Raw genomic sequence first — 14,951 nt, forward strand, 5'->3', positions numbered from 1 at the left:
CGATCTCTTTTTTTAAATATTAAACCGGTACCCTGCTCCCCAAACCGTTTCTAGGTACTGAGGATCTGCTGGGTTTTCTTCTAACTTTTCTCTTAGTTTTCGAATGTGAACTGTTACGGTTGAAATGTCTCCTGAAGAATCAAATCCCCAAATTTTTTCAAATAGATGTTCTTTACTTAATACTTGATTTGGATGAGAAACGATAAACTTCAGCAAATCGAATTCCTTCGCTGTAAAAAACACTTCTTTATCATTGACAAATACTCTTCTAGCGAGCCTGTCAATCGCTAAGCCATGAATACGAATCATACGCTTTTCCTGCTTATCAGAGAGTCTTTCATATCTCGCTAAATGCGCTTTGACTCTTGCGACCAGCTCCCCAGGGCTGAATGGCTTGGTAATATAGTCATCTGCACCTAGCCCGAGCCCTCTAATTTTATCGATTTCTTCTTTTTTAGCTGAAACTAAAATGATTGGAATATCTTTTGCAGCTCGAATTTGCTTACACACTTCAAATCCGCTCACTTTAGGGAGCATAATATCCAAAATAACCAGATCAAAATGTTCATTTAACGCTTTTTCTAATCCCTTATCACCGCTATATTGAACGTCTATTTCAAAATCGTTAATTTCTAAATAATCTCTTTGCAATTCAGCAATACTTACTTCATCTTCAATTAACAATATCTTCTTCATGTGTATCACCATTTTCATTCATTTTTTGCAAAGAAAAGAAAATACTTGTTCCTTCGCCAAGCTTACTTAATGCCCAGATGTCTCCCCCGTGGCGTTCAACAATTTGTTTTGCAATGGCCAGTCCAAGTCCACTTCCTCCAGTATTGCTATTGCGGGACTGTTCTGCTCGATAAAACCGGTCAAAAATATGCGCTAATGCTTCCGATGAAATCCCTGCGCCATTGTCTTTCACTTCAATAATGAGTTCACTTTCGGTAGCAGAAAGAACGATATCGATTCTTCTTCTTTCTTTATCCATAAATTTAATGCTGTTGGTTGTTAAATTTATTAAAACTCTTCGCAGCTGCTCAGCATCTGCCTTTGCATACAGCGTCGTTAGAGAATCATTAGAAAATAAAACATCAATATCATGTTCGCTCATTTCAAACTGAAGCTCTTGCACATAACTTTCCATAAATGCAGAAATATTAAGTTTTTTAAACACAAATGGAATTTCGTGCAAATCCAATTTAGAAAATAAAAACAGCTCATCGATTAACGCATTCATGTCTTTTGCTTTCGTTGAAATCGTTAACAAATATTTAGAAAGCTTATCTGGCGTATTAGCTACTCCATCTTGAATTCCTTCTACATATCCTACAATGGAAGTAATAGGAGTTCGTAAATCGTGTGAAATACTTGAAAGCAGCTGCTTTCGATTATCTTCATATTGAATTTGCAGTTCAACAGAAGATTTTAGTTTTTGCCTCATTTCTTCAAAAGCTTGCGTTAATTCGCCTATTTCATCCTTTGAATTAGCAGAGATCTCAAAGTGAAGATCACCTTGTTTTATTTTTTCAGCCGCTTCTTTTAATTCACGAATGGGTTTAATAATGCTTCTTGAAACAAGATAGTTTAAAAATCCAATAATCACAATTACTAAAATTAATAGTAGAAAGATTAAAAAAGGGAAAATTCGATTAATAATGCCTACATAAGGGCTGATTTTTCGCAAAACGTAAATGCTTCCTTTTTCTTGATTTGAGAAAGGAAAATCAAGGTTGATATATGTAAAGTACTGCTTGCCTATGCGCAGCATGTCCTGCTGATACGAATGATTTCCTTTACTTTTTTGATGCTTTGGCAAGTATTTACGGAGGTTTTCTCCTTTAATGGATTCTGAAGCATATACAACCTCTGTATTTTTTTGAATCACAATATCAATATTTTCAAATTCATATTTTTTAACCGTCTCCGGCCGCAGCAGCTGCTCCGGTTTTTCTTCACTCAATAACTTTAAATCTAAGAATGCATTTTCTTCTTCTGGCGTTAACAATTTATACTCATAGGAGTGACTGTACAGTTTTCTTACAAAATCAGCGTCTCCAGTAATGGAGAAGAAAATGAGAAAGCCCGATAAAAAAAGCAAAATAATAAAGACAAACACAATACTGATATACGTTAAAATAAAACGCAGCTGAATTGACATTACTTACCCTATGCCCCTTTGGCTTTAACAAAACTATTTGATAGACTAGTAAAGGTGAATAACAAATAGATCGTTAGACATTATACATATAGCAAAAATTAAAACAACAAAACAAATGTATATTCTCACTTTACCGTGATAGAGTGAGAATGAACACCACCTTTTTTACCATTTTATGAATTACTGGAAAATTATGATCTATTTTTCATAATATTCTTAGGCTGAAAGGTATACTATATGCCTTAATATTTTTAAAAAGGAGATTTTTTAATGAAAATTATTAAAGCTACTTCCTCTCACATCCCTTCTGTTGCCCGTCTGTACGTTGACAGCTGGCGCATTACATACAAAGGATTAGTACCTGATGCTTATTTAAAAAGCTTATCTTATAAACAAAGTACAGAAAAATGGTCCCTTTTTCTTACCGAGCCTTCTCATTTTATCTTGCTCGCTATCGATGAACGAGGAAAGATTGTCGGCTTTTCAGCAGGTAAGCCTCATTTGTCCTGTGCTGAAATATACGCGCTATACGTTTGCAAGGAAGTGCAAAACCAAGGAATTGGTCACCTTCTATTTTCTCATTCAGTAAAAGAATTTGCTGATCAGCAATATACGTCTATGATTATTTGGGCTATGAAGAAAAATAAGAAAGCCGTTCAGTTTTATAAAAAATCAGGCGGCAAAAAAATCTTGAATCGCACAAGTCAGTTTGGAGAAACTAAAGTTGAAGACGAAGCATACGGTTGGGAACGTCTTCCTTCTATATAAATAAACGAGCACACTAGTGTGCTCGTTTATGTGATAGGAACTCCTGTCGAAGAATTTTCTGGAGCTTGAGTTCGTTTTAGAAAAAAAGATAAGACATGGGCAATCACTCCAACGATAGTAGCAATAAAAAATGCTTGCTGCAATCCGGAAATCAGTCCATTCACTTTTGCTAAAGCTGTATTTGGTTCATTTACCCCTTTTACGTAACTCTCTTTTCCAGAAGACATAATACTGACAAATAGCGCAGTTCCAATTGCTCCGGACACTTGGTGTAATGTATTCATTATTGCTGTGCCATGAGGATACAGCTGCTTAGGGAGCTGATTTAACCCGGTAGTCTGTGCAGGCATCGTCACCATAGAAGTACCAATCAACATCATCACGTGTAGCGCAACAACATAAGCTACACTCGTAGAAGCAGCGAGTTGACTAAAAAGTACAAGAGATAGGATAACGAGCACAAAACCTGGAGTGACTAATGCTTTAGGACCAAACTTATCAACAACTCAGATATTAGAAAATTTCTATACAATCATACTCATAACCTTTTAGAATCGCTGCGCTGTTCTAGCTTATAATGACTATACAAAAAGCAGAACGATTATACGCTCTGCTTTTAAGTTCGAGAAGATAATATTATTGAGCCGTCGTCTTTTTGTCCGTTGAATGAACTTTATTACAAAGCTCATTCCAGTGCCAAAAACAATTCCCTTGACTCACTATAAAACAATCCAGCCATTTCTGAAAATTCATATGTAATACATGTGCATCTTGAAACGATGCGTTCCGCTTTTTTACTATTATATATGCAGAGTGCGCTGATTTTTTAGAGTCAATGATAATCTCTTCTTCTCCAACAGACCCAATTGTCATATAGAGACTCTGACTTTTATAAGCTGTTTCTCTTACATCTTCTAAGCTATAAAGATTCCCTGCTATTTTTTTGTCAGCATCAATGAACAAATTACACCCATTTGTTAGCTGCAAAAACTGCTTGTAGTCTTCAGGAAGTGATACATGCATTTCTTCTTCAAAAACATTCAGTTGATTCTTGCTTACTCCATCAAAAAAAGTACAAGTGGTTCTGTATACTTCTCCTTCATTTTTACACACTTCTATAACATTATTGTTTTCCCACAGCCGCTTTCGAAGTGAATTTATTATTTTTTCAATCATACTCTTCCTCCAAGCGTTGGATTTAAAACGGTTACATTACATTAATTAAACAATAATGTGCTAATTCCTTCTTTCCTACTAAATTATACGACAAACTTTAGAAATTCATGTTCAAATAACATAGAAAAAAGCAGCGAATATCGCTGCTTTACAGGTTATACAGGTGCTTTTTCTTCCTGTTCAGGATGGTGATCGTAATCAATAAGCGCTTTTGGAAGGCCCGTATATTTAGCCCAATAATAAATCCCAAGAGATACGACCGCTATGATAATTAAGTCTACAGGCGTATCGATCAAACCCTTTCCTCCGCCGAACGAACCAATATAAGAAATAAAGAGCATGATGATATAATAAGCAACTAACCACCAAGTTGATTTAATCTGCTGACGAAGACTTACTTCGTTTTTAGGCACATATTTAGCAAAAATCAAATATATAACAAACATAACCAATTGAGAAGTTAACAGCCATGAAATAGTCTTCCATCCTGACCAGTAGACAATAAAGGAAGCAAAAATAAAGGATAATGGACCAATTATACTCATTCCTCTTAATTTAAAAGGCTTTTCCAAATCTTTTGCGTTCACCATAAAGGCCGCTGATGAAATTGGTGCAATTGCGTAAGAAAGAATAAGCGCAACAGAGCATACGTTTACGAGTGCATTCCATGAAGGAAATGGCAGTGTCCAAAAAATCGAAAGTCCTAATGAAAGCCATAGAGATGATCGAGGAATCCCTGTTTTTTTATCCACATGAGCAAACGTTTTAAATAGCGTACCGTTACGAGACCAAGCATAGATAAGTCTAGATGTTGTATTCATAAAAATATTACCGTTACCACCTGGTGATAAAATGGCGTCTAAAATAACAAGTGTTGCTAGCCACCCAAGACCAAGAACAACAGCGATGTCTTTAAATGGCAGTGAGAATTTATCTTGAATGCCGGACCAACCGCCTTTAATCATGTCAGATGGAATAGCTCCGATAAATAATACTTGTAGAGCAGTATAAATGAGAGCTGCTAGAATGATACAAATCACAAGAGCAATTGGAATATTACGCTGAGGATTTTTTACCTCTCCAGCTACCGATACAATTGGATGAAGGCCTAAGTAGGCAAACATAACCCCGCCTGTGGCAATGGCGGCCTGGATACCATCAAACCCCCCGGGAGCAAACTCTCCCATCGTAAAGTTTCCTGACTTAAAATAAAATGCCAGCGTTACGATTACTGTAAGCGGCACAAAATATTTAAAAATAGAAATAATAATATTCGATTTCGCAAATGCTTTTACACTCCAGTAATTGAGTAAAAAGAATAAGCAAAGCAACACAAATTGTAGAATCCATCCAGATATCGTCGGTGAATCAGATCCAGTTTTTGTTAAACCTGGAAACCAGTAGGCCACATATTGTCTCACAGCTGTTACTTCGATAGCGATTAGGCTAGTGTACGCTACAATAGTAATAAATGAAATCATATAGCCTACAAGATGACCGTGTGAATAAACAGGATATCGAATAATTCCTCCTGTACGAGGCAAGGCAGCCCCTAGCTCAGCGTATACAAGGCCTATTAATAAAATAATAACTCCACCAATAACCCAAGAAAAACTTCCTGCAGGACCGGCTTGCGTAGCGACATTACTAACGGCAAACAGCCAAGCGGAGCCAAAAATAGCCCCTAATCCAATCAATGTTAAATCTAATAGGGATATCGTCTTTTTAAACGGACCTTTATTCTCCATAAGCTTCCTCCTTTGGATGAATCATCACTTTTGTTGTTTTTTTTGACAACATTCATATATATTCGATAATATGTGTCAAAATTTTTATTACTATACCCATTCAAAATTACTTTGAATCCCTTTTCTTGATTTCTACAGATTAATTAACAGAAAATTTTAAAAAATAACTCTTATATTCAAGACACACTAAAACTTTTTCTTCTCTTCTTTAATAGGTAGAATACTCAATAAATGAAAGGAGTTAGACAAATGACTTTACCAGAAAATTTGCCTGTTGATTTTAAAGCTTACAACCACTTAACATTCCTTCCGCTCGGACGCAAAAATAAATCGATTCGGTCCGTAGGAAGTAAACATACTAAAGGGCTACTTGGACGTTTAAATGACTACTTTGAGCGAGTAATGAATGAGTTATCTCAAGAAGATATAGTCCTTTTTCAAACGTTCTTATATGGAAGTCATAGGGGCGGTTTTCCTGTCGCAATTGATAAAAATGAAGACGTTTATCCTCACTTTTGGAAACCAACTTCATTTCTATGGAAAGAATATAATAAGAATCGCGGCATTCCTATTCATCATGATGAGTTTTATTCTCAAGATTTTACGGTTTTAACTAAAAACGAGTTGGAAAACTACCTCGGAAGTATTATGAAAGATTACATGTTTTGCGCTAGGATACATGATTCTTCCAAAGAAGAATGGATTCAACATATTAATAAGTGTTTCTTCAAACATCCGCTCATTTCCCTTTATCATCGAAATGCAGATGTGATTGAAGCAATTGAACAATCAAAAAAATCACCTTTGCTTTTTATTATGAAAAACCCTGAGCAAATTGCTTTTTGGCGCAATCGGATTGAAATCATTATGAGACCTTTTCGATCTCTTCCTTACACCGCCTTTGAGAGAGGATTTTCAGATACGGAAGATACGGTATTAACTGTTCACGGAGAAAACGAGATCATTCGCTTAACTTCAGAAAACAGAGGTCTCGCCGTAACATATGATGTTGCAAATGATGCTATTTCACTCGATGATGAGTATAATGCAGTGCTAGCAGCGAAACGCTTAGCTACAACTCAGCGGCAGTTCGAAGAGATTATAGATGAAAATGAAGAAGTGATTCAAAAACTACTGGTCTTTTTTAAATGGAAAAGTCTTTTAAAGCATCATGAAGTGCACATCAAAGAAATCCAAGACAAATTGTGCAGCCTAACCACTTATCAACTTAATCAAAGACAAGTTTTACAGGTAAACGATCCCTTTCTTTCCTTCATTCAAAAGGTATTACAAGTAAAAACACCGAATGCAAAGCTCGAAGTTGGTTCCATTCAATGGTTTTCACAATGGAATTTTCCAGATGTCACCCTGCTGCAGGAAACAAACAAATTTACATGTTGTATGGATCCAAACGAAATAGAAAAGAAACTGACAGAAATAAGCGCTAAGATAGAAAATGAACTTCATAAGCAGCGTCAGGATCTGCTTTCGACTCCGCTAAAAATCGGTCAAATAACTTTTGATTCAAACCAAATGCTACGGTTACTAACACTTATAGATACCTTAAAGAACACGGAAACTCAGCAGAGTTACGTACAAATTTTAGAAGGTGTTTCTACTAACAGCATTCGTCAAAAAGAGCTCGATAAAATACCCGCATTTGGATTGTTAAGTTCCGTAAAGCGCAAGCGCATCGTTACGTATTTACAAGAATTACAAAACTATCAGCTGCTAAAAAAAGAGAAAAAAGGATTCAGCCTCACTCCAAAAGGCGAAGCCATCCGACGTCTATTTGAAGAAGAATCACGGAGAATATGAGATTATATCTCGCGTGATTCTTCTTTTTTGATTTTGAAGACTACTTTCTCTATTAAATGCTTATCATAATTAGAAGTCTCCATTCATATAATCATTACTAGATTAGCAAAGTCCTTCATACCTATTAGCCTGATGCTGACATAGAGAGGAGATTTCGCCATTGAAATCTAGTAATCGCGCCAATTTTGTAGTGTTAACATATAAGATGGTTCTTGTTATTTTATCCATTGTTTTAATGACATCATCTATCATTGTTCTAGTGAGCTACTCAGCATTTAAAGAACAGTTCAATTCTTCTATTGTCTATCAAACGTTATCGAGGCATAAAGCAGAAAGCCTTTATTATTTGATGAGCCAGGAAAATCATCATTTTTCAACGGCTTTTGATAAAAATTACTCGCCTCCAGGTCTTTCTTCTACACTGCTAGAGTTATCAACAAGTATTCGAGCAGAAGACGCGAGAAGCTTGTTTGGTTCAGAACTTCCTGGATTCAGTATTTATGACTCCAATATTATCATCGCCGGTGAAGGCACAAATTTCACAAACTTCCCTAGAGAATCTGCACCGCCGTTAGATGAAACGCTAAAAGAAAGAAATTCTACTACAAAAGTTCAGCAACCTAAAGAAAACAATGGTACGAATGCTCCAAATAATAATACAACTGGCGGAAAAAAGGTATTTTATATTTATCATACGCACAGCTGGGAATCTTACTTGCCTCTGTTAGGACTTGAAGGTGATCCAGATGCTAATAAAGCTGTAGATAGCAAAACCAATATTAATATAGTCGCAAATATGCTAGGAAAAGATTTAGAGGCTCAGGGAATTGGAACAGAAGTAGATCAAACCAATATTGGACAGAAATTAAAAGAAAAAGGTTGGAACACCAACCAATCGTATGCCATGTCTCGTACAGTAATTGAAACGGCGATGACTGAGAATAGAGATTTAACTTACTTTATCGATTTGCATCGAGATTCGCTTCGAAAAGATAATACAACTATTAAGATTAACAATAAATCGTATGCAAAAGTTGTGTTTGTTTTAGGGAAAGCAAATCAAAACTTTGAACAAAACTTAAAGATGGCAAAAGCGCTTCATGAAGGTCTTGAAAAGAAATATCCTGGGTTAAGCCGCGGAGTTATTGGCAAAAACAAATCCAGCGGTAACGGTGTATATAATCAAGATGTTTCTAAAAATGCGATTTTAATTGAAGTGGGCGGAGTTGATAATAACTTTGACGAATTAACCAACACAGCAAAAGCACTGTCTGATGTCATTAGCCAATTTTACTGGCAAGCTGAAAAAGTAGATGCCCCTGCTCAATAAAAAAAGCCCTCTTCACTGAGGGCTTTTTAAAATTCAATTCCTTTTACAGCAGGAATTCCTTCATCATAATAATGTTTATGAGGCTTCATTTCCGTCACAAGATCTGCTGCATCCATCACTTCTTTTTTGGCAGAACGCCCCGTAATGACCAAATGCATATGCTCAGGGCGCTTTTGAATAAGGTCAATTACTTCGTGTAGCGGTAGCACATCATCAATAGGAAATTTCTCGATAGCCAGTGCATTATTTAACTCGTCCAAAATAACTACATCATATTCGTTCGAGAAGACTTTTTCCTTCGTTAGCGCCCAAGCTTTTTGCAAAGCTTCGCGATGTTCAGGCGGTGTTTTTGTCCACGTAAAGCCCACTCCTGTTTGAATCATTTCAATTCCTATTCTGTCAAACATCAGCTTTTCGCCATATGTACGCTGAGGAGATTTAATAAATTGAATCATTAATACTTTTTGTCCGCGTCCCGTAGCGCGCAACGCAAGACCTAAAGCAGCGGTTGTTTTTCCTTTACCGTCTCCGGTATAAATTAACGTAAGACCCCGTTTGTCTTTCAATCTAAAAACCTCTTTTTCTTCGAATTTCAGTTTACAGCCATGTTGTTTTTTCTGTAAACGGTGTTCTAGCAGGCTCTTTCATTTTTGTAAGAGACTCTTCATTTGGATAGCCTAGAAATACGTTTCCTACTACGACTTTACCTGAAGGCTTGCCGATAAACTCATACAGCCTCTCGTCTCGAACAAGACCAACACCTCTTGTCCTCCAAACGAATCCAAGACCTAGTTCTTTAGCTGCTAGCCACATGGAATGAATCGCGCATGAAACCGCATATTTGTTGTCTTCAGTGGCTTCTTCGTCTCCTTCAACTGTGTCAGCTGTTACGACGATATGTACAGGCGTATTTTTTACTGCTTTTAACGAACTTTCTACTAAATGAGGCTTTGTAGGAAAGCGCTCCTTTAAATAAGCTTCAGCCAGTTCTTCATACTTCTTTTTTGCTTCTCCTTGAATCACATAAAAGCTCCAAGGCTCTCTCATTCGGTCATTTGGAGCCCACGTCGCTGCTTCAAGCAGCTGTTCGATTTTCTCTTGCTCCACTTCACGTGCTTCATGATCTCGTACCGCTCTTCGTTCTTTTAGCTGTGAGATAATCGTCATATTGTCTCCTCCTTTTAACATTAAAGCAGAATATTTTCCGCTCTTTCTTCGAACCATTTTATTTTTTCTCTAATTGTCACTACTTCACCTACAAGCACGATGGCAGGATGAGCAATTTCTGCTTTTTTTGCTATTTCTTCGATTGTGGCAAGCGTTCCCGTTACGGTGCGCTGATACTTCGTCGTTCCCCATTGGACAAGCGCTACTGGCGTATGTTTATCTCGTCCATGGTCCATCAACTGCTTGCATATATGAGGTAAATTTCCAACACCCATATAAAACGCAATTGTATCTATTCCTTGAGCAAGCGCTGACCAGTTTAAATAATCTTTTCCTTTTTCTTCTCTTCCATGACCCGTTACAATCGCAAAAGAAGTGGCATGATCTCTATGGGTAACCGGAATTCCTGCATAAGCTGGAGCTGCAATTCCTGACGTGATACCAGGAACGACTTCGTAAGGAATTCCTTGAGTAGCAAGTACTTCAGCTTCCTCTGCTCCGCGGCCAAACACAAAAGGATCGCCTCCTTTTAAGCGCGTCACTACTTTTCCTTGAAGTGCTTTTTCAACAAGCAGTTCGTGGATACGATCTTGGATGACTCCGTGCTTGCCCGGTAATTTCCCGCAAAAAATAAGCTCCGCATCTTTTTTAGCATAGTTTAACAACTGTTCGTTGGCTAAGCGGTCATATAAAATAACATCTGCTTCTTGAATACACTCCATTCCATATACGGTTATTAGCTTCGGATCTCCTGGTCCGGCTCCTACTAAATATACTTTTCCAACTGTCACACGGCATCTCTTCTTTCTTTTTTTACCGCTTTACACTGTTCCACCCAGTTTTCTACCATCTCCGTAGAAGAGCCGAAATGAAAGTGCGTATAGCCGGCAATTAAATTATTATTCATATAGCCTTCTTCTTTCATTCCTCGCATCCCTTTTGTATCATAGGCAGGCGAAAACTCTTTCTCTGAATGAAAGGTTGAATAATGAAATTCATGGCCTTTAGCTCGTATATCGCCTTTAAATAAAAAATTCCCCGGCTTTCCCGTCACTTCTCGGTATCCTAAAGCAGCTAATTTTGTCTGCATTCTTACTTGTCCGGGAATAAGCCCCACCATTTCATGGCATGTATCATCTGTTGTGACAATAGCATCTGTTAAGAACATAAAGCCTCCGCACTCAGCAAGCGTAGGAATTCCTTTTTGGATGGCTGCTCGAACAGAATTTTTAACGTCGATTTGCTGAGCCAGCGTTTCAGCAAATTCTTCTGGAAATCCGCCTCCTATATAAAGACCGTCAGCATCTTGCGGAACCGTTTCTCCTTTTAAAGGCGAAAATTCTACAAGCTCTGCTCCGTAAGCTTTTAACAATTCGAAATTTTCTTCATAATAAAAGTTAAAAGCCGCATCTCTTGCTACAGCAATTTTCACTTGAGGTACGGACGGCTTTGTAAAGATAGGATCATTAATTTCTATTTTAGGAGCTAAAGCCAGTTCATATACTTTTTCGATATCAATTGTATCATGAACAAGCTTTCCTAACTGTTCAAAAAACGGTGTTAACTCTCCTCGTTCAATCGACGGAATGAGCCCGAGGTGACGTTCAGGAATCGTAAGATCATCGTTTCTTTTCAAGTAGCCTACTACAGGGATATGACATTCCTGCTCAATCGCTGCCTTAACAAGTTTATAATGTCCTTCACTTCCAACCCGGTTAGCAATCACCCCGACGATGTTCGCTTCGGGTAAAAATTGCTGAAACCCTTTTACAATCGCCGCTGCACTTCTAGCCATACTAGCACAGTTGACAACTAAAAGGACAGGGCTATTGGTGATTAAGCTGATTTCTGCTGTTGTTCCTTCATTCGTTAACGGATTTTTCCCATCGAAAAATCCCATAACTCCTTCCATGATGGAAATATCAGCATCTTCACTAGTACGAGCGACAATTTCTCTAACCATATCGTGTTCAAGCATCCAGCTGTCTATATTTCGAGACGTTCGTTCTGTAACAGCCGTATGATACGTTGGATCAATATAATCGGGTCCGCATTTAAACCCTTGAACTCTGTAACCGGCTTGTCTTAATGCTGCCATCAGCCCGATTGTAAGGGTTGTTTTCCCTACGCCACTTCCGGTACCGGCAATGACGAGTCTTCTGTTTGACATGTTGTTCTCTCCTTTAGTCATATGGAATAAGTGCCACTGAAATGGTTACATTCCCTGACTTTTTCTTCACAAGTTCAAGCTTATCAGCACCGCTGTATAACATAGCAGCAGGTTCACTAACGCCATATGCACCTGTATATTTAAAGACAGTATCTGAAGGCTGTTGGATACTTATGCTGTTTAGCTCTTGGGGCGAATAATAGACAAACTCCCAGCCGTACTTAGACGCCACTTCTAACAGCCCTTCTTCATCTTTCTTTAACTCTATTGTACATAATGCTTTTACACTTTTCATTGAAAACTGAAGTTCAGCAAGCGTTTTTTCAATAACGGTTTCAATTTCAGCTGTACTTGTCCCTCGATTGCATCCCATCCCAATCGCTAATACTTTTGGCCGGTAAAGAACACCGTTTTCTAAGATTGCTTCTTCCTCTTTTTTTAAATTGCGATGCGTTACGACCAAAGCAGCATGTGGCGATGCTTCAAGAGCTGTCTGAATCGATGAATATGTTTTAATGTTAGCTGGAACAGGGTGCTCATAATGCCACCAGTTCTTTTCACCTGATTCTTGAACCACTGCTATTTCTTCTTCATTCACCACAGAAGCGCTGACAGGCGTTAGTTTTTCTGCTGATTCCCACACCCATCCAAAGCGCTTACCAAATAAATCAACCGGAATTGTTTTTTGCACATCGGATGCTGTTGTAATAACAGGATGAGCTTCAAGAGCTGCCGCAACTTCACGCGTAAGCTCATTTGCTCCTCCGATATGACCTGAAAGCACGCTGATGACATTTTCGCCTTTATCATCAATGACAACAACCGCAGGATCCGTTTTCTTATCTTTTAAAATAGGTGCAATCATACGTACAACTGCTCCCAGTGAGATAATAATAATAAGTCCTTTATATGATTCAAAAAGAGAAGGCAAAAGCATCCGAACGCTTCCTGAAAACAGCTGAATGTTCTGCTCTTGTTCGTCTCCTTTTTCAAACTTGCTCATGTAATACACATCAGACTGCTGAAAAGTACGGCCTAGATTTCTTGCAATTTCTACGCCGTGCTTCGTGATGGCCACGACAGCATAATCCCCGCGCTGTGTAATGAGGGCTTTTCTTCCTTCTTGGAGTTGAATCATTCCGACTTCACTCCTCTTCGAAAGCCATGGGTAAATGTTTTATCATAAAGTTTTGAACGATAATCTTTGTCATGAATGTGTGGATCAAGTGCCCAGCCTGCCAAAATCATCGCCTGCTTGCGAATGCCGTTTGTTCGCATAGCGTCATCGAGGTCTTTTACCGTTGTGCGAACAATTTTTTCATCTGGCCACGTTGCTTTATAGACTACTACAATCGGCGTATCCTCACTCCAACCGGCGTTTATAAATTCTTTCATTACTTTTTTTGTGAGCGTCGCGCTTAAAAATAACGCAATCGTACATTTATGTTTTGCTAAATCGGTTAATTTTTCAAACTCAGGCACAGGCGTTCTTCCTTCAGCACGAGTTAAAATAACCGTTTGAGTCAAATCTGGAATGGTTAATTCTGCCTCAGCCGCTGCTGCAGCAGCGAATACGGAGCTGACGCCCGGAACGATTTCAATATCAACGCCTTCTCTTTTTAAAAGTACCATTTGTTCCATAATGGCTCCGTACATAGCAGGATCTCCGGTATGAACTCTTACAACCATTTTTCCTTCACGCATGCGATCAAGCATCGTACCGACCATTTCTTCTAAATGCATACCCGCTGTTTTTAACACTTCAGCTCCTGGTTTAGACTTAGCAACTAGCTCTTGACTTACCAGTGAGTCAGCGTACAAGACAACATCTGCTTGCTGAAGTAATTTTAAGCCTTTTACGGTAATTAAATCTGGATCTCCGGGTCCAGCTCCGATTATGTATAACTTCATTTTCTCACCACCATTAGCGTTAAGTATTGTAAATCGGCTCCTTCTAGTTCTGAAGCTTTCCAGATAATTTCTTCATCTGACGTTACTTTTGTCACCACTGACGCTTTTTCAAGCAGATCAAGCTCTTTTAAAAGACCAACCATAAAATCGATGACTTTGGCCACTTTAATAAAAATGACGCAGTCGTTTTCCATTAATACTTTTTTCATTGTTTCATAATCTTCACGAGCAGGAACAATTGCTACGTGTTCATCACCGTCTGCTAACGGAATACCTAAACGAGATGCAGCTCCATTAATGGATGAAATACCAGGAATTACTTGAATCGGAGCTTCAGGGTGACGTTCTTGCATCAGGCGCATCATGTGAATAAACGTACTGTAAAGCATAGGGTCGCCTTCTGTGACAAATGCTACATCTTTTCCTTCCTCGAGCTTTTCCCATACTCGTTCTACCGTTTCGGTCCATTTTCTTTCCAAAATAGCAGGATCTTTTGTCATTGGAAACACAAGGCCAAGCATATCTTTTTCATTTGCACTGAAATAGACATCAATAATTTTTTGGGCATAGCTTTTGCTTCCTTTTTGCTTTTTAGGATACGCAATAACAGGTGATTCTTTTAATTTACGAAATGCTTTTACTGTAATAAGTTCTGGATCTCCCGGTCCAACTCCAAGTCCGTACAATGTTCCAATCATA

General features: G+C 38.2%; 15 protein-coding genes. 3 read left to right on the forward strand and 12 right to left on the reverse strand.

What is annotated here, in order from left to right; all coding sequences use genetic code 11:
- Positions 1-12 precede the first annotated feature (12 nt).
- Positions 13-696, reverse strand: coding sequence for a response regulator transcription factor (locus JNUCC25_RS13160; RefSeq protein ID WP_035438997.1), 684 nt, complete (start codon positions 694-696; stop codon positions 13-15).
- Positions 674-2,164: a sensor histidine kinase gene (locus tag JNUCC25_RS13165; protein ID WP_029322108.1), complete on the reverse strand. Its 1,491-nt coding sequence runs from the start codon at positions 2,162-2,164 to the stop codon at positions 674-676. Before JNUCC25_RS13165 ends, JNUCC25_RS13160 begins: the two co-directional genes overlap by 23 nt.
- A 270-nt stretch (positions 2,165-2,434) precedes the next feature.
- Between JNUCC25_RS13165 and JNUCC25_RS13170 the strand changes: the two genes are divergently transcribed.
- Complete coding sequence (locus tag JNUCC25_RS13170; RefSeq protein ID WP_029322110.1) at positions 2,435-2,932, forward strand: GNAT family N-acetyltransferase; 498 nt, start codon at positions 2,435-2,437, stop codon at positions 2,930-2,932.
- Positions 2,933-2,958: 26 nt separating this feature from the next.
- On the opposite strand, the gene JNUCC25_RS13175 is transcribed toward JNUCC25_RS13170, so the two are convergent.
- The 3 genes from JNUCC25_RS13175 to JNUCC25_RS13185 all read right to left on the reverse strand — a co-directional run bounded on the left by JNUCC25_RS13175 (position 2,959) and on the right by JNUCC25_RS13185 (position 5,856).
- Complete coding sequence (locus JNUCC25_RS13175) at positions 2,959-3,393, reverse strand: MFS transporter (protein WP_223268900.1); 435 nt, start codon at positions 3,391-3,393, stop codon at positions 2,959-2,961.
- Between the two features lie 175 nt (positions 3,394-3,568).
- On the reverse strand, positions 3,569-4,108 hold the full coding sequence (locus JNUCC25_RS13180; protein WP_013057300.1) for an SMI1/KNR4 family protein: 540 nt from the start codon (positions 4,106-4,108) through the stop codon (positions 3,569-3,571).
- Between the two features lie 155 nt (positions 4,109-4,263).
- Positions 4,264-5,856 carry an APC family permease gene (locus tag JNUCC25_RS13185; protein WP_064471735.1) on the reverse strand — a complete coding sequence of 531 codons (1,593 nt, stop codon included), beginning with the start codon at positions 5,854-5,856 and terminating at the stop codon, positions 4,264-4,266.
- A gap of 249 nt (positions 5,857-6,105) precedes the next feature.
- Between JNUCC25_RS13185 and JNUCC25_RS13190 the strand changes: the two genes are divergently transcribed.
- Together JNUCC25_RS13190 and spoIIP are read left to right on the forward strand one after the other, a co-directional pair.
- Positions 6,106-7,674, forward strand: a complete 1,569-nt coding sequence (locus JNUCC25_RS13190) for an RQC-minor-2 family DNA-binding protein (RefSeq protein ID WP_454221961.1) — start codon at positions 6,106-6,108, stop codon at positions 7,672-7,674.
- Positions 7,675-7,834: 160 nt separating this feature from the next.
- Positions 7,835-9,004, forward strand: coding sequence for a stage II sporulation protein P (gene spoIIP, locus JNUCC25_RS13195; RefSeq protein ID WP_029322119.1), 1,170 nt, complete (start codon positions 7,835-7,837; stop codon positions 9,002-9,004).
- A 26-nt stretch (positions 9,005-9,030) separates the two neighbouring features.
- Here the strand turns inward: spoIIP and cobO are convergent, their stop codons facing one another.
- Genes cobO through cobI form a run of 7 tightly spaced genes read right to left on the reverse strand, consistent with a single transcriptional unit; the run spans position 9,031 to position 14,950 of the window.
- On the reverse strand, positions 9,031-9,570 hold the full coding sequence (cobO, locus tag JNUCC25_RS13200) for a cob(I)yrinic acid a,c-diamide adenosyltransferase (protein ID WP_013057304.1): 540 nt from the start codon (positions 9,568-9,570) through the stop codon (positions 9,031-9,033).
- Between the two features lie 31 nt (positions 9,571-9,601).
- The gene (locus JNUCC25_RS13205) at positions 9,602-10,171 is read right to left on the reverse strand and encodes a nitroreductase family protein (RefSeq protein WP_013057305.1); all 570 of its coding nucleotides are present in this window, start codon (positions 10,169-10,171) and stop codon (positions 9,602-9,604) included.
- A 20-nt stretch (positions 10,172-10,191) separates the two neighbouring features.
- A complete protein-coding gene (gene cobA / locus JNUCC25_RS13210) occupies positions 10,192-10,962 on the reverse strand; it encodes a uroporphyrinogen-III C-methyltransferase (RefSeq protein ID WP_013057306.1) in 771 nt (256 codons plus the stop codon).
- Positions 10,959-12,341 (reverse strand): cobyrinate a,c-diamide synthase, encoded by a 1,383-nt coding sequence (locus JNUCC25_RS13215; RefSeq protein ID WP_013057307.1) that lies wholly within the window; start codon positions 12,339-12,341, stop codon positions 10,959-10,961. The genes cobA and JNUCC25_RS13215 overlap by 4 nt, the downstream gene beginning before the upstream one ends.
- 13 nt (positions 12,342-12,354) lie before the next feature.
- Complete coding sequence (locus JNUCC25_RS13220) at positions 12,355-13,479, reverse strand: cobalt-precorrin 5A hydrolase (RefSeq protein ID WP_013057308.1); 1,125 nt, start codon at positions 13,477-13,479, stop codon at positions 12,355-12,357.
- Positions 13,476-14,252, reverse strand: coding sequence for a precorrin-4 C(11)-methyltransferase (gene cobM, locus JNUCC25_RS13225; RefSeq protein WP_013057309.1), 777 nt, complete (start codon positions 14,250-14,252; stop codon positions 13,476-13,478). The genes JNUCC25_RS13220 and cobM overlap by 4 nt, the downstream gene beginning before the upstream one ends.
- Entirely contained in the window at positions 14,249-14,950 is a 702-nt protein-coding gene (gene cobI, locus JNUCC25_RS13230; protein WP_029322123.1) for a precorrin-2 C(20)-methyltransferase, read from the reverse strand. Before cobI ends, cobM begins: the two co-directional genes overlap by 4 nt.
- Position 14,951: the final 1 nt, after the last annotated feature.

Source organism: Priestia sp. JNUCC 25 (assembly GCF_053667915.1).